The sequence below is a fragment of the Rhodococcus sp. WY5 genome (assembly GCF_018588185.1).
Taxonomy (GTDB): Bacteria; Actinomycetota; Actinomycetes; order Mycobacteriales; family Mycobacteriaceae; genus Rhodococcus_F; species Rhodococcus_F qingshengii.
Genome location: NZ_JAAMPR010000004.1, coordinates 1 through 22,499 on the forward strand (window position 1 = coordinate 1; position 22,499 = coordinate 22,499).

Here is a 22,499-nt window from a genome sequence, read left to right on the forward strand (position 1 = left end):
CACAGTCACAGCAGTAGCCAAATCAGCCACAGGAATCCTCCAGAATCGAGCGAACTGGTCAGGTCCGCTACCGAATTAGACTCCCCAATTATATAGGTTGACCTGCGCAAATAGGCGCTAGAATCGTTTCTCACGTCCCCGGCGCACCCTGTGCCGGGGACGTGAGAAACCACTACCTCACCGGCCGCCGGCACCACCGCAGACAGGCGAAGGAAAGGTGGCTACAAGACCGCGATTTCGACCTCCGATCAGCGGTCCCCAGCATGCCGACCTCTACGACATCTTTTCGGGCCGGCATCTGCACACAAGAAGTCAAACCTGCGAAACGCCACGCTAAAAAGCGGATAGACCGCAAACGATGTCCGGGCTTGGCTGTCAGCTCTTGAGCTCGCCGACCCACAACACCTCAAACAACCCGTTACTCAAGTCGAAATATGTACGGAGAGTTCGTTTCACCGTCGATACGACGCTGAAACTCAACTTGGACTTGCTGCAGCAACTCGAGGTCGTCCCAAGCAGATGAGTGATCCTTGCTCTGTTCTCGAGAGTCAAACAACAGATTCACCCACCGGGCATTGTGGGATGACCACATCACAAAGAAGACATCCGGCCACATCACCCAGACGGTGTCTACGCCAACAATCCCGTCCAGTGGGTTCAGAAGGTGTGCCACGATAGGAGCAACGTCCATTTCAACGACGGGATAGTCAAAGGGATGGGCAATCAGAAATATGTTCTTCGAGTGCGCAACCCTCACTTTCTTGTTTAGTTGGCGGAGCGCGCGATCAATCTGATTGAGGCCTTCACCTGCCAGGACCTCGTTTACAGTCGTAACAGCTGCGGTGAACGTCGTCACCATCGGAATTTCGCCACGCCCAAGGGATTGATCAATCGTGGCGTCAAACTTTCGGTACCAAAGACCAATCGATTTCACTTCGAAGTCCGCAAACCTCTTATTCGCCAAACCCATCGACGATATGGGGCTGCGCTCCGATTTCGAATGCGAAAGATCGAAGATCAAGTCTGGTTCGCCAGCACAATCAACGCTAGTCGGCGCACAGGCTAGGAATGCAGTCGTTGAAATGGCGGCTAGGTCCTCGCCCGATCTCACTTTCAGTTTTCGAAGCACCTCGTGCGGCAACGCACGGCAGAGCTCGTCGACCGCCCACCATAAAGTTCGTTGCGGTATCACCACTACGTCACTGCCCTTTGCGCCCGGATCGAGCATGAACTTATAGTCGCACATCGCAAAGCAAAGCCCCGGGAGTTCGGGTCACTTCAATCCCGGGCTTCGGCGATAGCATCAGCGGTCACCAGCATGTCGATCTCAACAACATTGGTTCCGCCGGCATCGGTGACGCGCACGGTTACTCCGGCGAGCTTGTGTACCGTCGGTCATTGACCGCAGAGGGGAAACCGAGATGCTGTTGTCTTCCTGGCGAGTGTGTATCACCGAGAGTCGTGTGGTCCGACCCCGGATCACGGCATACCGGAGCGCGGCGAGAGAAGCCGTCGCCACCATATCCAGCCAACGAAAATGACCAGCCAGAAGTCGATTCCTACTCCCGTCAGGCCTTACTCAACGCCGCCAATGCATCTGTGCCGACGGGTTCTTCGGCGAGCATCGGGACGATGGCGGTTCGCTGGCTGTATTTGTTTGTGATGCTGTCGATTTCGGTGATCTCTCCGGCTGCGCGTTGCTGCAGGAGCGTCGAGGTCGGTTCGGCTGCCGCGAGGGAGTTGTTGACCACCCACGCCCAAGGGTGAATGCCTGCGCGTTGCAGGTCGGCTTGCAGACCGGCGGCCTCGAGGACAGGTGTGGTTTCAGCGAGGGTCACGAGTAGGACTTTCGTGGCGTTCGGGTCCTGGAGCCGCATGAGCGGGGTGGTGAAGTTCGTGTTCTCACCCATTTGGCGGGCGATTTCCCGGTGGTAGGAGCCGGTGGCGTCGAGCAACAACAAAGTGTGCCCGGTCGGGGCGGTGTCGACGACGACGAATTTGCGGCTCGATTCGTGAATCACCCGCGAAAACGCCTGAAAGACCGCCACTTCCTCGGTGCAGGGTGATCGGAGGTCTTCGGCGAGGTTCGCGCGTCCGCGTTCGTCGAGGTTCTTGCCTTTGGTGGTCAGAACCCGGGTGCGGTACTGCTCGGTGGCTTCGGCGGGGTCGATTCGGGAGACCTGGAGGTTGTCGAGTTCCCCGTTCAAGGTTTCTGTCAGATGTGCGGCCGGGTCGGTGGTGGTCAGGTGCACCTGGTGGCCGCGTTCGGCGAGGGCGACAGCGATGGCGGCTGCGATGGTGGTCTTGCCGACTCCGCCTTTGCCCATGCACATGATCAGGCCGTGATCGTCGGTGTCGAGTTCGTCGATCAGGGATGAGAGCGGAGCACTGGGTAGCTGCAGGGCCGGGTCCGCTGAGGCGGCGGATACCGGGCTGAGGTCGGGGGTGAAGAGGCTTTCGAGTGCGTCGATGCCGACGATATTGGTCGCTTTGAGCGGGACCTGATCGGTGGGCAGCTGCGCCAATTCGTCGGGCAGGCCGGCTATCGCGGCTTGTTCACGCCGGTAGATCGCGGTCGCGAGTGGATCGGTGTCGTCGCCCGGTGCCGGGAGGACACCGTTGATCACGACATGCTGATGGGTCAGTCCGATGTCGGCGAGTTCGCGGTGGGTGCGGGTAATTTCGGCGAGCGTCGAACGCTGGGCGCGCGAGACCAGGACGAGGCGGGTCCGCTGCGGATCTGCGAGCGCGGCAACAGCGTCAGCGTAGATGGCTCGCTGCTTCTCGAGCCCGGACAGCGGCCCCAGGCACGATGCGTCGCCCCTACCGTCGTCGAGGAACTCGGTCCACGATCCGGGAAGCTGCAGCAGCCGGATGGTGTGCCCCGTCGGAGCGGTGTCGAAGAGGACATGGTCGAAGTCGGCGGTGATGTCGCCTTGGCAGGAGAGCAGTCCGGTGAACTCGTTGAACGACGCTATTTCGGTGGTGCAGGACCCAGAGAGCTGTTCGGCGATCGCCGCGATCTCCTTCTCGGGGAGCAGTCCGCGGACGGGGCCGATGATCCGCTCGCGATAGGCGGCGGCGGCTTGTTCCGGGTTGATCTCGAGCGCCGACAATCCGGGAGCGGCGGGAATGTCGGTGATGGTGTTGCCGATGCTCACGCCGAAGACCTGCCCGACGTTGGAGGCGGGATCGGTGCTCACGAGCAGCACTTTCTTCCCGGCGCGGGCGAGGGTGATCGCGCTCGCGCAGGCGATGGAGGTCTTTCCGACACCGCCTTTGCCGGTGAAGAACAGGAATCGGGGTGCATCGTTCAGGAACTTCATTGCGTTGTGGGTGCTTTCAGCAGCAGGTGGTGGAGTCGGCGTCGTCGGTGGAGCAGCATGCTGAGCCGTCGGCGAGTCCGAGCATGGCGATCCCGGCCGGCGCGTCCGCGGCTCCGGCTTCGGTGATGCCGGCCCATTTCGCGAGCTGGTTGCGGGTGGGATAAGTACCGGTCAGGGCGGTGACTCCGTCGACGATCGCCAGCGGGAGTCCTTCGGAGCCTGAGATTTTGAGGAATGCTGCGACGGTGTCGTTTCCGGCGAAGGCAAGGGGGTCGTTGGCGAGGTTGTGACGGGTGATGGTGCCGCCGTTGCTCGCGACCCAGTCGAGGTCGGCGGTGAAGGTGATCAGCGCTTGGTCGACGTCGTCGCCGCAGACGCCGGTGTTGCAGCACAGGGCGGGTTCGAATACTTCGATGGTGCTCATGATGTGTCCTCTGTTTTGTTTCGGATGTTGCTCAGATGGCCGGGACTGTGAAGAGGTCGTCGTCGAGTGCGGTGATGGCGTCGCGGGCGGTGCGGCCGACTCCGATCAGGGTGGCCGATGCGGGACCGGTCCAGTCGCCGTATCCGAGGAAAATCAATCCGGGTTCACCGGCGACGTGCGCTCCGTCGAGTTCGATGCGTCCGGTGTCGCCGTCTCGGAGTCCAAGGGGCTGAAGGTGCCGTAGTGCGGGGCGGAATCCGGTGCACCAGATAATGGCGTCCACCTGTTCGACGTGATCGCCGAATCCCAATCCGGTGGCGGTGAGGCGGTCGAACATCGGGTGCGCCACCATCACGCCGCGCTCGCGGGCGGCTTGGACCGGGGGCACCATCACGATGTCGCCGAGGCCGGCGATGCCACCGGAATCGGTTTCACCTGAAGCGATTTCACGGGCATGTTCACGGGCGACGTCGAAAAGGATCCGGCCGTCGACGTCGTCGGGCAGGAACCGCGGTTCCCGGCTCGTCAGCCAGAGTGTCTCGGCGACGGTGGAGACTTCGGCGACGATCTGCGCGGCAGAGTTTCCGCCGCCGACCACGGCGACCTTGCTACCGGCGAACGGGGTCGGCGAACGGTAGCTGGTGGTATGGATTTGGGTGCCGGTGAACTCGCGGATACCGGGGTAGATCGGCCAGAATGGTTGCCGCCACGTCCCGGTGGTGTTGACGACGGCCCGCGCGGACCAGCTGCCGTGATCGGATTCGACGAGATACCCGTCACCGGAGCGGGTCACGGACGTGACGCGGACCGGGCGGCGGACCGGTAGGTCGTATCGGGTCTCGTAGGCGGTGAGGTAATCCACGACGTGTGAGGCGGGCGGGAAACCGGGACTCCAGCCCGGCATCGGCCAGCCGGGCAGCGAGGAGTATTCGGCTGGTGAGAACAGGTGCAGTGAGTCCCAGTAGTGCTGCCAGGATCCACCGGGCGCTGTTTCGGCGTCGAGGATGACGAAGTCGCGGCCGGAGCGGCGCAGGTAGTACCCGGCGGCCATTCCGGCTTGACCACCACCGATCACGACAACGTCGACCGTGATCGGTGTCCCTTGCGAGTGCACGAGTGTCCTTTCCTTATCCAGATCTTCTGCTGACAGCCGGGGTGATACGTCGATTACGTGGTCAGACGCCCGGCCAGGGCGTCGACGCGGGCAGCGATGTCGTCGCGGACCAGCCGCATTCGTTCGATTCCGTCGATGCCGCGTTCGGACGGCTCGTCGGTGTCCCAGTTCTCGAAGTCGGTACCGGCGACGGGATCGACCTTCGCTTCGCTGCCCAGGGTGACGACGAGGTCGACATTGCGCACCAGTTGCGGATCGATCAACGTCGGGGTCTCACCGGAGATGTCCACCCCGACCTCGAGGAGCGTTTCGGCGGACAGGGCGTTGACCGCGTCGCCGGGTTTGGTGCCGGCCGAGTACACGTCCACCTGGTCGCCGGCGGCTTTGCGCATGAGGCCGGCGGCCATCTGGGATTTGCCGCCGTTCTTGACGCACACGAACAGCACTGAAGGCTTGCTCATCGAAGTTCCTTTCGCTGGGTGTGGGAGTCAGACGGCGTCTACGGTGTGGCCGGCTGCGTCGAGCGTGTTGGCGGTGATGTCGCCGCGGTCGGCCAGCCAGCGTTCGGCGTCGATTGCTGCGGAGCATCCGGTGCCGGCAGCGGTGATCGCCTGACGGTACGTGTGATCGACCAGGTCACCGGCAGCGAAGACGCCGTCGACGGAGGTCGCGGTGGAACCGGGAGCGACGCGCACGTATCCGGCGTCGTCGAGATCGACCTGGTCCTTGACGAGCTCACTGCGCGGGTCGTGGCCGATGGCGACGAACATGCCGGTGATCTCGAGTGTGGAAGTTTCGCCGGTGACGGTGTCGCGCACGACGAGGCCGGTGACGCTGTTCTCACCGAGCACCTCGACGGGCTCTGCGTTGGTCAGGAAGCGGATCTTCTCGTTGGCCTTGGCGCGCTCGAGCATGATCCGTGAGGCGCGGAACTCCTCGCGGCGGTGCACCAGGGTGACCGAGCGAGCGAAGCGGGTGAGGAAGGTTGCTTCTTCCATCGCGGAATCGCCGCCGCCGACCACGACGATGTCCTGGTCACGGAAGAAGAAGCCGTCGCAGGTGGCGCAGGCGCTGACGCCGCGGCCGAGGAGGCGTTCTTCACCGGGAATGCCCAGGTAGCGGGCTGCTGCGCCCATGGCGAGGATGATCGCGTGCGCGGCGTAGGTTTCGCCGTTCGCGACGACCGTCTTGATCGGGCCGCTGAGATCGATCTCCTCGACGTCCTCGGTGCGGATGTCGGTGTCGAAGCGCAGTGCCTGCTCGCGCATCTGTTCCATCAGATCGGGGCCCATGATTCCTTCGCGGAATCCGGGGAAGTTCTCGACCTCGGTGGTGGTCATGAGGGCGCCACCGAACTGGGTTCCCTCGAAGAGCAGGGGCGCGAGCTCAGCGCGCGCGGTGTAGACACCAGCGGTGTAGCCGGCCGGTCCGGAACCGACAATGATGACGTCATGGACCGCGGACGGGATGGTCATAGTGTCTCTTTCACGGGATCGAATACGGGCAGTACGAGCGGTCAGCGCGATACCGACGGGGCGGTGAGTTCGCTGATCAAGGCTTGGACGCGGGTTTTGATCTCGTCGCGGATCGGGCGAACCGCGTCGATGCCTTGGCCGGCGGGATCGTCGAGGACCCAGTCGCGGTAGCTCTTGCCGGGGAAGATCGGGCAGGTGTCGCCGCATCCCATCGTGATCACGACATCCGAATCCTGCACGGCGTCGGTGGTGAGGATCTTCGGGGTCTGGGCAGAGATGTCGATTCCGAGCTCGGCCATCGCCTCGACCGCGGCGGAGTTGATGGTCTCCGCGGGGGCAGATCCGGCGGAGCGGACCTCGATGGCATCGCCGGCGAGGTGGCTCAGGAATCCCGCGGCCATCTGCGATCGGCCGGCGTTGTGGACACAGACGAACAGGACGCTGGGCTTGTCGGTCATGGGGCTGAAACCTTTCCGTCAGTGGGTGTGAAGCGTTTGCGTAGAGCAAGGGAGACATAGACCAGCCCGACGAGCACCGGTACCTCGATCAGCGGGCCGACTACGCCGGCAAGAGCTTGCCCCGAGGTGGCGCCGTAGGTGGCGATGGCTACGGCGATCGCGAGTTCGAAGTTGTTGCCCGCGGCGGTGAACGCCAGGGTCGTCGTGCGTTCATAGCCCAATCCGATTGCGGCGCCGAGGACGTAGCCTCCGCCCCACATGAGCGCGAAGTACGCGAGCAAGGGCAGCGCGATCCGGACGACGTCCCAGGGCTGGGAGGTGATCTGTTCGCCCTGCATCGAGAAGAGCACGACGATGGTGAACAGCAGACCGTAGAGCGCCCAGGGGCTGATCTTGGGGATGAACTTGTTGTCGTACCAGTCGCGGTCTTTGGCGCGTTCACCGAAGAAGCGGGACAGAAAACCTGCCAGCAGCGGGATACCGAGGAAGATCAGGACCGATTTCGCGATCTGCCAGGGCGAGGTGTCGATGGTGGTCTGTTCGAGGCCGAGCCACCCGGGCAGGACCGAGAGGTAGAACCAACCGAGCACGGCGAACATGATCACCTGGAACACCGAGTTGATGGCGACCAGCACCGCGGCGGCTTCGCGGTCTCCGCAGGCCAGGTCGTTCCAGATGATCACCATCGCGATGCAGCGAGCGATGCCGACGATGATCAAACCGGTTCGGTATTCCGGCAGGTCAGGCAGAAACAGCCAGGCGAGGGCGAACATCAGCGCCGGGCCGAGAACCCAGTTCAGGAACAGGGAGCCGGCGAGGAGTTTCTTGTCCCCGGTGACAGTGTCGAGGCGGTCGTAGCGAACTTTCGCCAACACCGGGTACATCATGATCAGCAGGCCGAGGGCGATCGGTAACGAGATGCCGTCGATCTGCACCTTGTCCAGGGCAGTGTTCACGCCGGGGATCCAGCGTCCAACCAGCAGGCCGACGACCATGGCCACGCCGATCCAGACCGCCAGATAGCGGTCGAGGGTGGAGAGTTTTCCGACGACTTCGGGGTGTTCGGTACTGGACGGGGCGCTCATACGGCGGTCTCCTGTGGGACGTCGGCGGCAGTGGATGATGCTTCCACGAGCAGAACGGCGGAAAGTTGTTGCAGGGCTGCGGGTATCACCCAGTAGTACACCCAGGTCCCGCGACGTTCGCAGTCGAGGAGTCCGGCCTGGCGCAACACCTTGAGGTGATGCGAAATCGTCGGCTGGGACAAGTCGAAGGTGTCGGAGATGTCGCAGACGCAGGCTTCACCGCCCTCGTGGCTGGCCACCAGGCTCAGCAGTCGCAGCCGGACGGGATCGCCGAGCGCTTTGAACATCCGGGCCAGATCACCAGCCCAGTCTTCGGTCAACGGTTCACGGTTGAGTGGCGAACAACAGGCGCCGGTCTCCGCCACATCTTGATTCGACATACATCAATATTGACATCGATCAAATCAGTTCGCAACATGGGGCACGCCTCTGGTTCTGCAGCACGGGAAGGCCCCTTCCCTGGACGCGGATTTCTCGATGGCCGCGCATACGGCACTCAGATCGGCGGGTGAGGGCATCCGCCGTGCGACAGCCGTGATGGCCACTTGGATGTCGATGGCCTCGGTGGCCGGCTCCCAGTCGAGCGCGATCACGATCTCACTGATCTGCGCAGGTGAGAGCCGTTGATCCATCAGAGCCAGTAGCGGGCTGTGACCGTATCTCGGTGCGTCCTGCGGGTAGCCGCTGCGAAGCCAGTGCACAAAAGCGGTGACCACTGCCGGAATGAACATGAGAGACCTTCTTCGCAAGGAATTCATCGACGAGCATCAGTGCTGGGCGGCGATGTCGATCTCGTCGAGCAATGTGAGTACTCGCCGTTCGATCTCGTCACGGATCGGGCGGATCGCGTCGACCCCGAGACCTGCGGGGTCGGGAAGGACCCATTCTTCGTAGCGGCGTCCGGGGAAGATCGGGCATGCATCTCCGCAGCCCATCGTGATGACGACGTCCGCTGCGCGGACCACTTCGTCAGTCCATGGCTTGGGGTATTCACCGCTGATGTCGATGCCACGTTCGGCCATTGCTTCGATGGCAGCTTCGTTGACGCTGGTGCCGGGTTCGGATCCGCCGGACCATGCGACGGCACGTTCCCCGGCGAGTTTTTCGAAGAATCCCATGGCCATCTGGGAGCGTCCGGCGTTGTGCGTGCACAAGAACAACACGGTGGGTTTGCCGTCGTTGGAGAGTCCTTCGACCTTGGCCAGGGCGCGTAGTCGCTGCCGGGCGAAGCGTTCGGCCAGGAGAGGGAGGTAGTTGACGACGGAGGCGCGGCCGGCGAACTGGTCGTAGGAAGAATGCAGGAAACGCTCGATGGTTTCGGTGTTGAAGACGTCGGTGAATTCCGTGGCCAGGTGTGCGGCGGCGCTTTTGAGGGCTAACCGTTGATCGATGGTCAGGTCGTCGCGGTGATGTGTTGTGGTGCTGAGGTTGTCGGTCATGAGAGTTCTCCGTTCGGGAGGCAATGGGGGGCGAGTCGAGCGACTCGGTGGTCGATGTCGTCGAAGGCTCGGTCGAACGCTGCGGCACTACCGGTGCGGGCAGGGTCCGGAATCGACCAGTGAAGAGAGTTCGGGTTTTCGCGCATTTCTTCGTGGGCGTTGTCGCACACGGCGATGACCATGTCCCCGGGCGCGAGGACATCGGCGACATCGGCCGGGCGCGTGGCGTCGAGAGGTAGGTCGTGGCGGCGGGCGGCGGCGAGGGCTCCACTGTGAACTCGGGGAGCGGGGTGGGTGCCGGCCGATGCTGCCGGGATGTGGGATTGCTTGTTCCACAACGCCGCGGCCAGTTGCGAGCGCGCGGAATTGTGGGTGCACACGAACACGATCCGCGTCACAGCCAAGGGCGACGAGGTAGGAACGAGCACCTCCAGCGCGGTGGGCTCGAGTCGTAGGTAGGTACGGCGCTTGTCGCCTTCGGATCTCGATCGGTGCACGAGACCAGCGCGTTCGAGGACCCCGAGGTGGTGGGCGAGCAGATTCGAGGAGATGGAGAGTCGGCGTTGCAGTTCCGACGGCGATGCGTCGCCGAGGACGAGCATGTCCACGATCGACAACCGTGCCGGATCGGCCAGGGCGCCATAGAGAGCGGCGCGTTGTTCGAGCGAGAACTTTTGCTCAATACTCATTGAGTCAATAATCACTGAGTTAATTTGAGATTGTCAAGCAATACCTGCCGGTAGCCGGGCTGTTCATTCAACTTTCGCCCATGGATTCATGTTCCGTTCATTTTCGCAGCGATATCCGTTCATCCCCGGCCTCTAGGTTCATCACCCGAGCGGCAATCAGCGCTGCTCAGTGTCACTCGATCTCGGTGGCCGCGCGCCGCGCGAGCAACCCCGATACTTCGAAGGAACTACGTGAAGCTCAAGCGATCTGGCGCCGCCCTCAGTGTGCTGGCGGCCAGCACCCTCCTGCTTTCAGCGTGCGGCAGCGACAACAACACCGGCGCGACGGGTTCGACCGGAGCTACTGGCGCGGGCTCGACCTCGAATGTCGAGTGCGGCGGCAAGTCGGCACTCAAGGGCAGTGGTTCCACCGCCCAGGCCAACGCCATGACGCGTTTCGTGAATGCGTTCGAGCAGGCGTGCAGCGGACAGACCCTCAACTACACCTCCAACGGCTCCGGCGCCGGTGTGAGTGAGTTCATCGGAAACCAGACCGACATCGGTGGTTCCGATTCTCCGCTCAGCAAGGACAAGGGCGAGTACGACCGCGCGAAAGAACGCTGCACCAGCGACGCCTGGAACCTTCCCGTCGTCTTCGGCCCGCTCGCGGTGACCTACAACGTCAAGGGTGTCGACGACCTCGTCCTCGACGGCCCCACCTCTGCCAAGATCTTCAACGGTGCGATCACCACCTGGGACGATCCGGCGATCAAGGCTCTCAACGAGGGCGCTTCGCTGCCGTCGGAGAAGATCAACGTGATCTACCGCAACGACGAGTCGGGCACCACCGACAACTTCCAGAAGTACCTCGACGCAGCCTCGGACGGCGCCTGGGGCAAAGGCGCGGGCAAGTCGTTCGTCGGTGGCGTCGGTGAGGGCGCCAAGGGCAACGAGGGCACCTCCGCCGCCATCAAGAGCACCGAAGGCGCGATCACCTACAACGAGTGGTCCTTCGCCAAGGCTCAGAACCTGCAGACCGCCAAGATCGTGACCTCCGCCGGTCCCGAACCGGTCGAGATCACCACCGAGACCGTCGGCAAGACCATCGCCGGCGCCACCATCAAGGGTGAGGGCAACGACCTCGTGCTCGACACGTCCACCTTCTACAAGCCCGCCGAGACCGGCGCGTACCCGATCGTGCTGGCTACCTACGAGATCGTGTGCTCGAAGTACCCCGACGCCGAGGTCGGCACCGCTGTCCGCGCGTTCCTGCAGTCCACGATCGGCGCCGGCCAGAACGGTCTCGAGGAAAACGGGTACATCCCGCTCCCGAGCGCGTTCCAGCAGAAGCTGACCACCGCAGTCAACGCGATCTCCTGATTGCCTGATCAGCGATGGCTCTGCACCCCGACGACGTAACCCGCTCCCCGGAGACGCCCACTGCGGCGGCTCCGGGGGCGGGCGGAAAGATACCCGGCATGCCTGATCACAGCGGCAAGACTTCCCCGACCATTCCCTCGTCTCTTTCGACCGGAAAACACCAGTTCGGTGACAAGGTCTTCCGGTGGCTGGCCACCGGTGCCGGTGCCACGATCGTCGTCTCCATCGGCCTGATCGCCATCTTCCTGCTCATTCGCGCCATCCCGTCGCTGCAAGCGAACAACGCGAACTTCTTCACCAGCACCGAATTCGTCACCAGCGATGCATCGAATCTGCGTTTCGGTATCCGTGACCTCCTGACGGTCACCGTGCTCAGTTCGGTGTTCGCTCTGGCGATTGCGGTGCCGATCGCACTGGGTATCGCTGTGTTCTTGACGCAGTACGCGCCAGCGCGTCTCTCCCACGCTTTCGGCTCGATCGTCGATCTCCTCGCCGCAGTGCCCTCGATCGTGTTCGGTCTCTGGGGAATTTTCATCCTCGCCCCCAAGCTCAGCCCGGTCGCGGAGTTCCTCAACGACAACCTCGGCTGGTTCTTCCTCTTCAGCGAAGGCAACGTCTCCTTGACCGGAGGCGGAACCATCTTCACCGCAGGAATTGTTCTCGCGGTGATGATCTTGCCGATCATCACCTCCGTCACCCGTGAGGTATTCCGCCAGACACCGCGCTCGCAGATCGAAGCGGCACAGGCCCTCGGCGCCACCAAATGGGAAGTCGTGCGTATGACCGTGCTGCCTTTCGGGCGCAGCGGCATCATCGCCGCGTCGATGCTCGGTCTGGGTCGCGCTCTCGGTGAAACCGTGGCCGTGCTGATCATCTTGCGTTCGGCTGCCAATGCCTCGACCTGGTCGCTCTTCGACGGCGGTTACACCTTCGCCTCGAAGATCGCCTCTGCAGCGGCAGAGTTCAGTGCTCCCCTTCCGACCGGCGCGTACATCGCCGCTGGTTTCGTCCTCTTCGCATTGACCTTCGTCGTCAACGCACTCGCTCGCATGGTCGCGAAAGGCAAGGTCAACGGATGAGCGCCGATCTCCTCGATGCGCCGGCCAAGGCGCCGACGTTCCAAAGCATCAGCACCAGCCGCAAAGCCAAGAACGGTATCGCCACCGTACTGTTCTACGCTGCCTTCGGTATCGCGCTGATTCCTCTGGTGTGGGTGCTGTTCACCGTCATCGAAAAGGGATGGCGCGCCATCACCTCCTCCGGTTGGTGGACGAATTCTCTGCAGGGTGTGCTTCCGGAACAGTTCGCCGGCGGCATCTACCACGCGCTGTACGGCACCTTGATCCAAGCAGCGATCGCAGCGCTCATCTCCGTCCCGCTCGGCATCATGGCCGCGATCTACCTGGTCGAATACGGGCGCGGAGCCTTCGCTCGCACAGTGACCTTCATGGTCGACGTTCTCGCAGGTGTGCCCTCGATCGTTGCGGCGTTGTTCGTTTTCAGCCTGTGGATCGCCACCCTCGGATTCGAACAGAGCGCTTTTGCCGTCTCGCTGGCGCTGGTGCTGCTGATGCTGCCGGTCGTCGTACGCAACACCGAGGAAATGCTCAAGCTCGTCCCGGACGAGCTTCGGGAAGCCTCCTACGCACTGGGCGTCCCGAAGTGGAAGACGATCATGCGCATCGTCATCCCGACCGCGATGCCGGGCATCATCAGCGGAGTCTTGCTCTCCATCGCCCGAGTCATGGGTGAAACAGCTCCGGTCCTCGTGCTCGTCGGCTACTCCCGCTCGATCAATTTCGACGTCTTCGAAGGCAACATGGCCTCGCTCCCGCTGCTGATCTACACCGAGCTGATCAACCCGCAGCCTGCAGGCCAGCTCCGAGTGTGGGGCGCAGCCCTGACGCTGATCATCGTCATGGCACTCCTCAACCTTCTTGCGGCGCTCGCGACCCGCTTCCTCACCAACAAGCGCTAGAAACGGACAGGAACACCAGACATGGCCAAGCGCCTCGACATCAAAGATCTCAACATCTACTACGGCAAGTTTCACGCTGTCGCCGATGTGGGCCTGTCCGTCCCGCCCCGGAGCGTGACCGCGTTCATCGGTCCGTCCGGCTGCGGAAAGTCGACGGTCCTGCGCACTCTCAACCGCATGCACGAAGTAATTCCCGGTGCGCGCGTCGAGGGTTCGGTCCTGCTCGACGGCGAGGACATCTACGATTCCAGCGTCGATTCGGTAGGCGTTCGCAAGACCATCGGCATGGTCTTCCAGCGACCCAACCCCTTCCCGACCATGTCCATCAAGGACAACGTCGTCGCCGGCCTGAAACTGAGCGGTGAACGCAACAGGAAGAAGCTCGACGAGGTGGCCGAGCGTTCGCTGCGCGGCGCCAACCTGTGGAACGAGGTCAAGGATCGCCTCGACAAGCCCGGTGGTGGCCTCTCAGGCGGTCAGCAGCAGCGTCTGTGCATCGCGCGTGCCATCGCCGTCTCGCCCGACGTCCTGCTCATGGACGAGCCGTGCTCCGCGCTCGACCCGATCTCGACTCTCGCGATCGAGGACCTGATGACCGAGCTGAAGAAGGACTTCACCATCGTCATCGTCACGCACAACATGCAGCAGGCTGCGCGTGTGAGTGACCAGACGGCTTTCTTCAACCTCGAGGCAACCGGCAAGCCCGGTCGACTCGTCGAGATCGACGACACCGAGAAGATCTTCTCGAACCCGACACAAAAAGCCACCGAGGACTACATCTCCGGTCGCTTCGGCTGAGCGACACTGTGGCTGTGCGGGCAGTCGACCTCCTCCTCACCGGCTACTTCAGGTGAGACAATGGGTACGTTCTGAAATAGGGGGTCGACAGTTGACTATCGAATTGCGTCAGCCGGACCGGGAGGTCGCTGCGGGAGCGCATTACGGCTACTCCTTGGCCGATTCGCATACGCGTCTGCTTCTGGCGGAGCCGGACCCAGCCACCGCTGCGCAGTTCATGGCGGCCGCCGACCACATGGGGATTCGCACCGACTGGTGCCGTGACGGTGCCGAGACTCTACTGGCGGTGGGTGCAGAGGTGCCGACCGTCCTGATCTTGGCTGCTCACACCGACAACGTCGACGCCGCACGAGTGGTGGCCACGATTCGAAGCCGGTCCGATGTTCCGATCCTGGTCGGTGCAGCCAAGTCGGGCGACGAGCGCATCGTGCGCGAAGTCCTCGCCGCGGGCGCCTCGGCGGTCGTTGCCCGCCCGTACGACATCACCACCATTGCTCCGTTCGCCGGCATCACCACACTCTCACCCGCCGAAGACAGTGTCGTCACCGCCGGACCGATCCGGGTCAACCCCAGTGGCTACGAGACCCGCGTCGGAAACCGCGAAGTACAGTTGACTCAGCGGGAACTCGAACTGCTCGTCTACCTGATCAAACGCCGCGGCCACGTCGCCAGCCAAAGCGAGATCAGCCTCGCAGTATGGGGTCACAGCGCCGAAACGAACACCGTCGCGGTGCACGTGAAGCGGCTACGTGAAAAACTCGGCTCGGATGCGCAGCACGGACAGTTCATTCGCACCATCCGCGGCGCCGGCTACCGCCTCGCTCCTTCCTTATGTGCATGAACCCATCAGCTCTCTGCGGTAGCAGAACCCGGAAGAACTCCCAGGTCGTGTGATGGGCGCACCCACAGACGACTGGGAATCAGGATTCCGAGCGCTGACGAAGTTCGTCGAACTCAAAGGTCATGCCGGCCCCGCAGGTCGAGTCCATGCGTTCGGAATCGACCTCGGCGGGTGGGTGGCACGTCGACGGATCGCATACTGGGACGGCACACTCTCCGCCGGTGAAGCCGACCTCCTCGAAAACCTACCCGGCTGGACCTGGGGGAAACCGCGACGCAAAAGTTGGCGAGCAGCACTGTCCGCATTATCGGACGAGCTCGCCGCGCGCCCCGACACGGACCTGTCGTCGACTCTCGTGATCGATGGTATCGATCTGGTCGCATGGGCGAACGCCCAGCGCACAGCCCACCAGAATGGCGAGCTCACCGACACCCAGATTCTCATGCTCGAAGCCCTACCCGCCTGGATGTGGGACAACGACACCGTTCGTTGGGAAACCGGGCGCTCTGCACTCGAGATGTACCTCCGAGAGCACGATGGTGCCGATGTCCCTCGCTCAGCGCGCGCCAACAGCTTCGACGTGGGCAAATGGGTGTTCCGCTGCCGAGAAGAGCATCGCGCCGGCACCCTGCCCCCGGATCGTATCGCCGAACTGAACAAGCTCCCAGGGTGGCGATGGGGCCGCGAGAGCGACGCGTGGATACAGGGGATCTCGGCCCTTAAGGCCTACACCGCCATCCACGGAACAGCCTCCCCCCGACAATCAGAGATCCTCGACGGGTTCTCCCTCGGACAGTGGGTCCACCACCGGCGCCGCGACTACAAAACCGGCACCCTGGCGATCGAGAAAATCGCCGCCCTCGAAGCGCTGCCCGGCTGGGACTGGGATCCTTTCCAAACACAATGGGAGAGAGGGTTTTCCGTATTGACTCAGTTCGTCGCGAACTCCGGTCATGCTCGACCATCCAAGAGCGCGGTCACCGGAACTTATCCCCTCGGCGAATGGGTCAGCACCCAACGAAAACACCACCACCGAGGAATTCTGTCCGACGCCCGCTCCGCACGACTCGAACAACTTCCAGGTTGGCGCTGGATCGACGACAAACAGCACGAGTAAACCCGGCAAGTGAACCGTCGCAAGACAACCCCACTCATGCTCGCCAGCAACCTTGGATCACAGCGATGCAGGTTTCGCAGAGGATTCCTGCTTTCCAAGGCAAGGCGAAGTGCACATGGCTCCCTGGGAACGAAAGTTCCGGAAACGCTCAATGGTGACCTCGGCCCCCGAGTGGCGGCGCCTGTCAATTCCCGCACCCGGAGAATCCGCCGAATCGATGTTCCCGACAGATCCCGACACCACTACTTCTGCACCGGACTGATCAACACACCGGCAACACCGCTACAACCGCTTCGCTCACCTCATCACATTGCTGAGCGCCGAACCTGCTGAAACAGGGGGGTGCACCCGCAATCGATTTCACGATTCAGCAACACCGTCCTGAGGCTCAGATTCCAGGATCCAGCACACACCGACATCGTCGGTTTCCGGCGGAATCCCACTTTCCGCTCGACCCAGCAGCGCAACAAGGTTTGTTTCGAGGGTGGCAAGTTCGCGGATCTTGCCACGAACCTGGGAGAGATGCTCCGAGAGCATCTCCACGACCTGCTCACAAGGAGCCGCCCCGCGGTCATGGGTGGTGAGGATCTGGCGGATCTCTCGCAAGGTGAGACCTGCAGACTGGGCGCTGCGGACGAACCGCAAACGCGAAAGAGATTCCGGACCGAAATCCCGGTAGCCGTTGGACTTTCGGACCGGGACGGGAATCACCCCACTGTCCTCGTAGAAACGCAGCGTCTTCGGGGCAACGCCACTCCGAGCGGCCAGTTCACCAATTTTCACGAGATCCTTGACCTTCCATCGCACTGGAATGTCCATTATGGATGACGTTCGGGAACCGCAGGTGACTCGGACCGCTCGTCGTCGCGCTGACGGCGAACGCTCAGAAGGAGGTGTGAAATGAACCCACTGGAGATGTTGTGCGACTGGCTGTGTCGAGCGATGGGTCCTTGCTGTCCCCCCATGTGATGCCGTGGCGAGCAACTCGGAATCTACCGATGTCACTTCGCCGTTCCTGGTGAGGTACGTCGGCCGGCCACCGTTCGGCTGGCGTACCGCATTCACTTCCAAGTCCGGTGCATCACCCTTCCTCGAATCGCCCTACATTGCTATCATCGTTTTATGACGATGAATAACGAGTCGGGATGCCTCGCTGCAACCGGCAGCGGGTCCAGTCTGGATGCGGCAGTGGCACTGTTCCACAGTCTCTCGGATGGCACCCGGTTGTCGATCGTGCGCCGTCTCGCCGAAGGAGAAGCGCGGGTTGCGGATTTGATCGGTGAACTCGGCCTCGCCCAGTCGACGGTGTCCGCACATGTCGCATGCCTACGTGATTGCGGTCTGGTCGACGGCAGACCAGAAGGTCGGCAGGTGTTCTACTCGCTGGCCCGACCGGAGTTGATGGACCTACTCGCCTCGGCGGAGACGCTGCTTGCCGCGACAGGGAACGCGGTTGCCCTGTGCCCGAATTACGGCACCGACACCGGAGATAGCCGTGAGTGACGCGTGCGGCTGCGGCCACGACGAACCCCGCGCCGAGGGCGAGGAAGAACACGAGATCGAAAAGTGGTGGCAGGTTACCGAGATCCGGGCGGCCGCAGCAGCGGGCGTGCTGCTGATCGCGGCCCTGACAGTCCGGCTGGCCGGCGGGCCTGATGCTCTCGGGATCGGCTTCGAAGCGGGCGCGCTGATCATTGCCGGCTACACCTTCGTCCCGTCCACTCTCACACGCCTGGCCAAGGGCAAGATCGGCGTCGGCACCCTGATGACGATCGCGGCCGTCGGCGCGGTACTGCTCGGCGAGGTCGGCGAAGCAGCCATGCTCGCATTCTTGTTCGCGATCAGCGAGGGACTCGAAGAGTATGCCGTCACCCGCACTCGCCGTGGCCTGCGCGCCCTGCTGTCCCTGGTCCCGGACACCGCGACAGTGCTCCGCGGCGGCCGGGAGGAAACCGTCCCGCCCTCGGAGCTCGAGCTCGGTGAGGTCATGATCGTCAAGCCCGGGGAACGGATCGCCACCGACGGCATCATTCGCAGCGGGCGCACCGCCCTGGATACCTCCGCGATCACCGGAGAGTCGATGCCCGTCGAAGCCGGTCCCGGCGACGAGGTGTTCGCCGGGTCGATCAACGGCACCGGCGTCCTCGAAGTCGAGGTCACCGCAGATGCGCAGGACAATTCGCTGGCCAAGATCGTGCGGATCGTCGAGGCCGAGCAGTCCCGCAAGGGCGAGGCGCAACGCCTCGCCGACAAGATCGCCAAGCCGCTGGTTCCGGGCGTGATGATCGTCGCCGCGGCTATCGCCGCGGTCGGTAGCATGCTCGGTGATCCGCTGGTGTGGATCGAACGAGCCCTGGTGGTACTGGTCGCCGCGTCGCCGTGCGCGCTGGCCATCGCGATCCCCGTCACCGTTGTCGCCGCAATCGGCGCAGCATCCAAGCTCGGCGTCCTGGTCAAGGGCGGCGCTGCCCTCGAAGCGCTCGGCCGGATCCGCACCGTCGCGTTGGACAAGACCGGCACCCTTACCCGCAACCAACCCGCCGTGATCGACGTCGCGACCGCGAACGGCGCCGACCGCGGGGACGTTCTCGCGGTGGCCGCAGCGTTGGAAGCGCGTAGCGAGCACCCTCTCGCTCGCGCGATTCTCGCCGCCGTCGAGGACTATGTGCCTGCCGACGACGTGGACGCGGTCACAGGGGCGGGCTTGACCGGCTACATCGACGGCATACCTGTGCGCCTCGGTCGACCGGGCTGGATCGACCCGGGTCCGCTGGCAGGGGATATCGAGCGGATGCAGCATGCCGGCGCCACTGCGGTGCTGATCGAGCGCGCCGGAACGGTCATCGGGGCGGTCGCCGTCCGTGACGAGCTCCGACCGGAAGCACGTGAGGTGGTTGCCGGGCTACGACGCGGCGGGTACACCGTCGCGATGCTCACCGGCGACAACGAACGCACCGCCCAAGCGCTGGCCGCCGACGTCGGCATCGACGACGTGCACGCCGACCTGCGCCCGGAGGACAAGGCACGGATCGTGGAAACCTTGCGTGCGCGCCGCCCGACGGCAATGGTCGGGGACGGTGTCAACGACGCCCCCGCCCTGGCCACCGCCGACTTGGGCATTGCCATGGGCGCGATGGGATCCGACGTGGCCATCGAGACCGCCGATGTTGCTCTGATGGGCGAAGACCTGCGGCACCTGCCGCAGGCGTTGGCGCACGCGCGCCGCTCCCGGACCATCATGCTGCAGAACGTCGGACTGTCGCTGGCGATCATCACCGTCCTGATGCCGTTGGCCTTGTTCGGGGTCCTCGGCCTGGCCGCCGTGGTCCTGGTGCACGAGGTCGCTGAGATCGTGGTCATCGCCAACGGTGTCCGGGCCGGCCGCGCGCAAGCCTTCCCCACCGGATCGGTACCCGCACCGGCGGGGAAGGTCGAGGCCCGCACGTGAGCGAATTAGCGGCTCGATCAATCCGCACAGGTAGCACGCGGCGGGTGATTCTCGTGGTCGTCGGTCTCGCTCTCATCGCGATCGCACTGTCGGCCGAACCCGTTGCGCGCCGTACCCTTTCCGGTGCACGCACCGTCGATATGGGATTGCTGCAACTGAAGTTGGCGTACAACAGCGGTGTCGCGTTCAGCATCGGCCAACAGCTTCCGGCCTGGATCATCCTCGCGGTCACCGCCGCCATCACTCTCGGCGTCGGAATTTACGCCTGGCGCACCGTCCCCACCGCTTCACTGGTGGGGACGGTGGGTTGGTCGGCGATCCTCGCCGGAGCTGCCGCCAACGTGATCGATCGTGCCGTCGACGGAAAGGTCACCGACTATTTCCACACCGGCTGGTGGCCCACCTTCAACCTCGCCGACACCTACATCACCTGCGGCGTCGTGCTGCTCGTCGCATCACTGATCTTTGAGTCCACCCACGACCCGGCCGATCCCCCGCCCGCACAGGAGAGTTCGAAATGACAGCAATACCCGAGATCAGGCCGCGCCGCGGCAGCCGCCGGATGCGAGGATGATCGGCACCATCGCCGCGGCGGTAGCGATGTTCGCCGGCACCAACATCGACGACATCGTCGTACTGACCGTCCTGTTCGTCGCCTCCGCCAGTCAAGGACGGCCGCGGGCATGGCAGATCGTTGCCGGCCAGTACCTCGGCCTGATCACCCTCGTCGCGATCAGTGTGGTCGCCGCCCTCGGGTTGGTGATCGTGCCCGAGGACTGGGTTGGACTACTCGGATTACTTCCCCTGTCGCTAGGAATCTGGGGACTGATCCAGGGCTTACGCAGCGACGGAGACGGTGAACCCGTAGTGGTCGCGGCCGGGACGATCAGCGTCGCCGCCATCACCATCGCCAACGGCGCCGACAACATCGCCGTCTACACCCCGGTCTTCCGCACTCTCGGTGCGCCCCAGACCATCGTTACCATCGCCGTGTTCCTGATCTGTGTCGGACTCTGGTGCGCCGCCGGCAGAATGCTCGGCACCCACAAGAAGGTCATCGACACCCTCGAGCGCGTCGAGCACTGGCTCGTGCCCACAGTCTTCATCGGGCTGGGCGTCATCATCCTGCTCGAATCCGGTGTGATCGGCCGCCTGATCGCCGCCGCGGCATGACCGACACTGCTGGCACGGTGGCACCTTGATCCGTCCCGGCTCCTCGCGGTCGCCGGGGCACGCGGATGTCTGCGACTCCGCGCACCGCATCCCGGCCGGAACCGTGCATGGCGCGTCACAACGGTCCGGCCACCGAAGCAAAGGCGAGCGGAAGATCCAGTGCGAATTGGCAGAACGACAAACTCGGACGGCGCCCGAATGATCGTTGGACCAGCGGTGGCCGCCTTCTCGGACGTCGGCACGGGCAGGGGTTGGGCTTCCTGCCCTCTGTCGGAATTATCCGATGGCCGTTTGCTGAAATCGGGGAGATCAGCCCCGTGAACCACTCGCATCGTGCGGCTTGCGCAGCGGCGGCGCATTCGTCAGGCGGGCGATGTGTGGAGGCCGAGCTGCACGGCATGCTCGTAGTCATCGTCGATGAGGACCACTGTGCGGTGTTCGCGGTCGAGAAGTGAAGCGGCGATCGATGCGCGGTAACCGGATGCGCAGTGCACCCACACTTCGGCCGCGGAAACTTCCTCGAGTCGGTGTGGTAGCTCGTGGAGGGGGATGTTCACGGCACCAGGAAGGTGGCTGTCCGCGTACTCGGACTGTTGACGCGCATCGAGGACGCTTATCTCACGTTCGCCGGTGGCCGCCGCGAGTCCGGCGAAGTCGGATACATCGTAGGAGCGGACCTTTCCGTCGCCGACGAGCGAGTGAATCTCACCGACGGCGGATCCGGAGGGACTGTCGATGCCGATCCGAGCCAGCTCGCGGGTCGCCTCGGCGATCTGGTCGGTTGTTTCACCGATCAGCGTCAACGGCACGCCCCACTGATAAAGCCATCCGAGATAGGTGACGAAGCTGGTCGACAGTTCGAACCCGAGAGAGCCATCGACGTGGCCGGCGGCGAAAGCGGTGCGTGCTCGTAGGTCAACGACCCATTGCCCGGCGTCGATGCGGCGACGTAGTTCGTCTGGATCGACGGGCTCGGGCATGGACAGGTCGATCGGGGCCGGCCCTTTGGTGTTGATGACGCCCATATGGGCGTAGTACGCGGGATATGCAGACAGGCCCGCGATCAGCTCGTCGACATAGGTGTGTTCGTCCTGAGTCAGTGCGGGGTTGGACTGCTGCTGTTCACCGATGGTGGATGAGTCCCCGCTGGTCGGAGTTGCGGCACAGAAGCTACCGAACCCATGTGTGGGGTAGACCTCCACCTCAGCGGCCAGTTCGGCCGCGATACGGCGGACCGAATGGTACTGCGCGTGGGTCAGTTCATCAGTGTGCTCGGAGCCGAGCAGGTCAGTGCGCCCGGTGGACCCGTAGAGCATGGAGCCGCCGGTGAAGATTGCGATCGGCTCGCCGCGCCGGTGCAGAACGTAACTGACGTGGTGATGAGTATGCCCTGGGGTGTGCATGACCTCGAACGTCGTCGATCCCGCGTCGACGACATCGCCGTCGACGACTGCTCGGCGCTCGTATTCGACCGGATCGCCGTCCGGGACGACGTATTCGGCACCCGTGGCGCGCGCAAGTTCCAGGCCGCCAGTGACGTAGTCGTTGTGGATGTGAGTTTCCAGCACGTGGGTGATGACAGCGTTCTTTTCTGCTGCCAGCGCCCGGACGCGGTCGATGTCGCGTTGTGGATCGATCACCACGGCGATACCGTCGTGGCTGATCAGATAGCTGCGGTCGCCGAGGCTGGAAGTTTCAATGATGGCGATGTCCGGGTCGGTCGTGCTCATGGGGAGCTCCTACATGTTGTCGGTCGGCCTCGTTCCTGATGTGAA

The 22,499-nt window shown here is 63.5% G+C and carries 24 protein-coding genes; 10 read left to right on the plus strand and 14 right to left on the minus strand.

Annotation, left to right across the window (positions count from 1 at the left end):
- Positions 1-418: 418 nt before the first annotated feature.
- The 12 genes from G4D79_RS31750 to G4D79_RS31805 form a co-directional block, all read right to left on the minus strand.
- Complete coding sequence (locus tag G4D79_RS31750) at positions 419-1,228, minus strand: hypothetical protein (RefSeq protein WP_128638076.1); 810 nt, start codon at positions 1,226-1,228, stop codon at positions 419-421.
- Positions 1,229-1,568: 340 nt separating this feature from the next.
- A complete protein-coding gene (gene arsA / locus G4D79_RS31755; RefSeq protein ID WP_003944661.1) occupies positions 1,569-3,326 on the minus strand; it encodes an arsenical pump-driving ATPase in 1,758 nt (585 codons plus the stop codon).
- Between the two features lie 16 nt (positions 3,327-3,342).
- The gene (gene arsD, locus G4D79_RS31760) at positions 3,343-3,750 is read right to left on the minus strand and encodes an arsenite efflux transporter metallochaperone ArsD (RefSeq protein ID WP_003944649.1); all 408 of its coding nucleotides are present in this window, start codon (positions 3,748-3,750) and stop codon (positions 3,343-3,345) included.
- A gap of 31 nt (positions 3,751-3,781) precedes the next feature.
- Positions 3,782-4,864, minus strand: a complete 1,083-nt coding sequence (locus G4D79_RS31765) for an ArsO family NAD(P)H-dependent flavin-containing monooxygenase (RefSeq protein WP_003944597.1) — start codon at positions 4,862-4,864, stop codon at positions 3,782-3,784.
- 53 nt (positions 4,865-4,917) lie between these two features.
- Positions 4,918-5,325 carry a low molecular weight phosphatase family protein gene (locus G4D79_RS31770; protein ID WP_003944607.1) on the minus strand — a complete coding sequence of 136 codons (408 nt, stop codon included), beginning with the start codon at positions 5,323-5,325 and terminating at the stop codon, positions 4,918-4,920.
- A gap of 27 nt (positions 5,326-5,352) precedes the next feature.
- Positions 5,353-6,339, minus strand: coding sequence for a thioredoxin-disulfide reductase (gene trxB, locus G4D79_RS31775; protein WP_003944628.1), 987 nt, complete (start codon positions 6,337-6,339; stop codon positions 5,353-5,355).
- Positions 6,340-6,380: 41 nt separating this feature from the next.
- Positions 6,381-6,797, minus strand: coding sequence for an arsenate reductase ArsC (locus G4D79_RS31780; protein ID WP_003944644.1), 417 nt, complete (start codon positions 6,795-6,797; stop codon positions 6,381-6,383).
- Positions 6,794-7,882, minus strand: a complete 1,089-nt coding sequence (arsB, locus tag G4D79_RS31785) for an ACR3 family arsenite efflux transporter (RefSeq protein ID WP_003944591.1) — start codon at positions 7,880-7,882, stop codon at positions 6,794-6,796. The genes G4D79_RS31780 and arsB overlap by 4 nt, the downstream gene beginning before the upstream one ends.
- Positions 7,879-8,262: a helix-turn-helix transcriptional regulator gene (locus tag G4D79_RS31790; protein WP_037131620.1), complete on the minus strand. Its 384-nt coding sequence runs from the start codon at positions 8,260-8,262 to the stop codon at positions 7,879-7,881. Before G4D79_RS31790 ends, arsB begins: the two co-directional genes overlap by 4 nt.
- A 24-nt stretch (positions 8,263-8,286) precedes the next feature.
- The gene (locus G4D79_RS31795; protein ID WP_054186447.1) at positions 8,287-8,613 is read right to left on the minus strand and encodes a DUF3349 domain-containing protein; all 327 of its coding nucleotides are present in this window, start codon (positions 8,611-8,613) and stop codon (positions 8,287-8,289) included.
- Between the two features lie 36 nt (positions 8,614-8,649).
- Positions 8,650-9,321 carry an arsenate reductase ArsC gene (locus tag G4D79_RS31800; protein ID WP_011331629.1) on the minus strand — a complete coding sequence of 224 codons (672 nt, stop codon included), beginning with the start codon at positions 9,319-9,321 and terminating at the stop codon, positions 8,650-8,652.
- The gene (locus tag G4D79_RS31805) at positions 9,318-10,010 is read right to left on the minus strand and encodes a helix-turn-helix domain-containing protein (protein ID WP_058228364.1); all 693 of its coding nucleotides are present in this window, start codon (positions 10,008-10,010) and stop codon (positions 9,318-9,320) included. The genes G4D79_RS31800 and G4D79_RS31805 overlap by 4 nt, the downstream gene beginning before the upstream one ends.
- Positions 10,011-10,241: 231 nt before the next feature.
- Here G4D79_RS31805 and pstS point away from each other — a divergent pair, with 231 nt between their 5' ends.
- From pstS to G4D79_RS31835, 6 genes are all read left to right on the plus strand, one after another.
- On the plus strand, positions 10,242-11,369 hold the full coding sequence (gene pstS, locus G4D79_RS31810) for a phosphate ABC transporter substrate-binding protein PstS (protein ID WP_054827611.1): 1,128 nt from the start codon (positions 10,242-10,244) through the stop codon (positions 11,367-11,369).
- A 98-nt stretch (positions 11,370-11,467) separates the two neighbouring features.
- A complete protein-coding gene (gene pstC, locus G4D79_RS31815) occupies positions 11,468-12,448 on the plus strand; it encodes a phosphate ABC transporter permease subunit PstC (RefSeq protein ID WP_058228365.1) in 981 nt (326 codons plus the stop codon).
- Positions 12,445-13,347 (plus strand): phosphate ABC transporter permease PstA, encoded by a 903-nt coding sequence (gene pstA, locus G4D79_RS31820; protein WP_003944617.1) that lies wholly within the window; start codon positions 12,445-12,447, stop codon positions 13,345-13,347. The genes pstC and pstA overlap by 4 nt, the downstream gene beginning before the upstream one ends.
- A 21-nt stretch (positions 13,348-13,368) precedes the next feature.
- Positions 13,369-14,145, plus strand: a complete 777-nt coding sequence (gene pstB / locus G4D79_RS31825) for a phosphate ABC transporter ATP-binding protein PstB (protein ID WP_003944636.1) — start codon at positions 13,369-13,371, stop codon at positions 14,143-14,145.
- Between the two features lie 91 nt (positions 14,146-14,236).
- Positions 14,237-14,986 (plus strand): response regulator transcription factor, encoded by a 750-nt coding sequence (locus G4D79_RS31830; protein WP_054186436.1) that lies wholly within the window; start codon positions 14,237-14,239, stop codon positions 14,984-14,986.
- A gap of 52 nt (positions 14,987-15,038) precedes the next feature.
- Positions 15,039-16,103: a helicase associated domain-containing protein gene (locus tag G4D79_RS31835; RefSeq protein ID WP_011331631.1), complete on the plus strand. Its 1,065-nt coding sequence runs from the start codon at positions 15,039-15,041 to the stop codon at positions 16,101-16,103.
- A 360-nt stretch (positions 16,104-16,463) separates the two neighbouring features.
- On the opposite strand, the gene G4D79_RS31840 is transcribed toward G4D79_RS31835, so the two are convergent.
- Positions 16,464-16,886 (minus strand): heavy metal-responsive transcriptional regulator, encoded by a 423-nt coding sequence (locus G4D79_RS31840; RefSeq protein WP_011331632.1) that lies wholly within the window; start codon positions 16,884-16,886, stop codon positions 16,464-16,466.
- Positions 16,887-17,225: 339 nt separating this feature from the next.
- Between G4D79_RS31840 and G4D79_RS31845 the strand changes: the two genes are divergently transcribed.
- Genes G4D79_RS31845 through G4D79_RS31860 form a run of 4 tightly spaced genes read left to right on the plus strand, consistent with a single transcriptional unit; the run spans position 17,226 to position 20,724 of the window.
- Entirely contained in the window at positions 17,226-17,606 is a 381-nt protein-coding gene (locus G4D79_RS31845; RefSeq protein WP_003944657.1) for a helix-turn-helix transcriptional regulator, read from the plus strand.
- On the plus strand, positions 17,599-19,551 hold the full coding sequence (locus tag G4D79_RS31850) for a cation-translocating P-type ATPase (protein ID WP_003944623.1): 1,953 nt from the start codon (positions 17,599-17,601) through the stop codon (positions 19,549-19,551). The genes G4D79_RS31845 and G4D79_RS31850 overlap by 8 nt, the downstream gene beginning before the upstream one ends.
- Positions 19,548-20,072, plus strand: coding sequence for a signal peptidase II (gene lspA / locus G4D79_RS31855; RefSeq protein ID WP_011133466.1), 525 nt, complete (start codon positions 19,548-19,550; stop codon positions 20,070-20,072). The genes G4D79_RS31850 and lspA overlap by 4 nt, the downstream gene beginning before the upstream one ends.
- 49 nt (positions 20,073-20,121) lie before the next feature.
- Positions 20,122-20,724, plus strand: a complete 603-nt coding sequence (locus tag G4D79_RS31860) for a cadmium resistance transporter (RefSeq protein ID WP_003944587.1) — start codon at positions 20,122-20,124, stop codon at positions 20,722-20,724.
- A gap of 362 nt (positions 20,725-21,086) precedes the next feature.
- Here the strand turns inward: G4D79_RS31860 and G4D79_RS31865 are convergent, their stop codons facing one another.
- Complete coding sequence (locus G4D79_RS31865) at positions 21,087-22,454, minus strand: rhodanese-like domain-containing protein (RefSeq protein ID WP_003944677.1); 1,368 nt, start codon at positions 22,452-22,454, stop codon at positions 21,087-21,089.
- Between the last annotated feature and the right edge of the window lie 45 nt (positions 22,455-22,499).

Bases quoted from the DNA above. Each gene is read 5' to 3' on its own strand.
- G4D79_RS31805 (WP_058228364.1), bottom strand. From the start codon at position 10,010: ATGAGTATTGAGCAAAAGTTCTCGCTCGAACAACGCGCCGCTCTCTAT.
- G4D79_RS31835 (WP_011331631.1), top strand. From the start codon at position 15,039: ATGGGCGCACCCACAGACGACTGGGAATCAGGATTCCGAGCGCTGACG.
- G4D79_RS31750 (WP_128638076.1), bottom strand. From the start codon at position 1,228: ATGCTCGATCCGGGCGCAAAGGGCAGTGACGTAGTGGTGATACCGCAA.
- pstC (WP_058228365.1), top strand. From the start codon at position 11,468: ATGCCTGATCACAGCGGCAAGACTTCCCCGACCATTCCCTCGTCTCTT.
- pstA (WP_003944617.1), top strand. From the start codon at position 12,445: ATGAGCGCCGATCTCCTCGATGCGCCGGCCAAGGCGCCGACGTTCCAA.
- trxB (WP_003944628.1), bottom strand. From the start codon at position 6,339: ATGACCATCCCGTCCGCGGTCCATGACGTCATCATTGTCGGTTCCGGA.
- G4D79_RS31770 (WP_003944607.1), bottom strand. From the start codon at position 5,325: ATGAGCAAGCCTTCAGTGCTGTTCGTGTGCGTCAAGAACGGCGGCAAA.
- G4D79_RS31845 (WP_003944657.1), top strand. From the start codon at position 17,226: ATGACGATGAATAACGAGTCGGGATGCCTCGCTGCAACCGGCAGCGGG.
- arsA (WP_003944661.1), bottom strand. From the start codon at position 3,326: ATGAAGTTCCTGAACGATGCACCCCGATTCCTGTTCTTCACCGGCAAA.
- G4D79_RS31795 (WP_054186447.1), bottom strand. From the start codon at position 8,613: ATGTTCATTCCGGCAGTGGTCACCGCTTTTGTGCACTGGCTTCGCAGC.
- G4D79_RS31790 (WP_037131620.1), bottom strand. From the start codon at position 8,262: ATGTCGAATCAAGATGTGGCGGAGACCGGCGCCTGTTGTTCGCCACTC.
- G4D79_RS31865 (WP_003944677.1), bottom strand. From the start codon at position 22,454: ATGAGCACGACCGACCCGGACATCGCCATCATTGAAACTTCCAGCCTC.
- G4D79_RS31780 (WP_003944644.1), bottom strand. From the start codon at position 6,797: ATGACCGACAAGCCCAGCGTCCTGTTCGTCTGTGTCCACAACGCCGGC.
- G4D79_RS31860 (WP_003944587.1), top strand. From the start codon at position 20,122: ATGATCGGCACCATCGCCGCGGCGGTAGCGATGTTCGCCGGCACCAAC.
- pstB (WP_003944636.1), top strand. From the start codon at position 13,369: ATGGCCAAGCGCCTCGACATCAAAGATCTCAACATCTACTACGGCAAG.
- arsB (WP_003944591.1), bottom strand. From the start codon at position 7,882: ATGAGCGCCCCGTCCAGTACCGAACACCCCGAAGTCGTCGGAAAACTC.
- G4D79_RS31800 (WP_011331629.1), bottom strand. From the start codon at position 9,321: ATGACCGACAACCTCAGCACCACAACACATCACCGCGACGACCTGACC.
- arsD (WP_003944649.1), bottom strand. From the start codon at position 3,750: ATGAGCACCATCGAAGTATTCGAACCCGCCCTGTGCTGCAACACCGGC.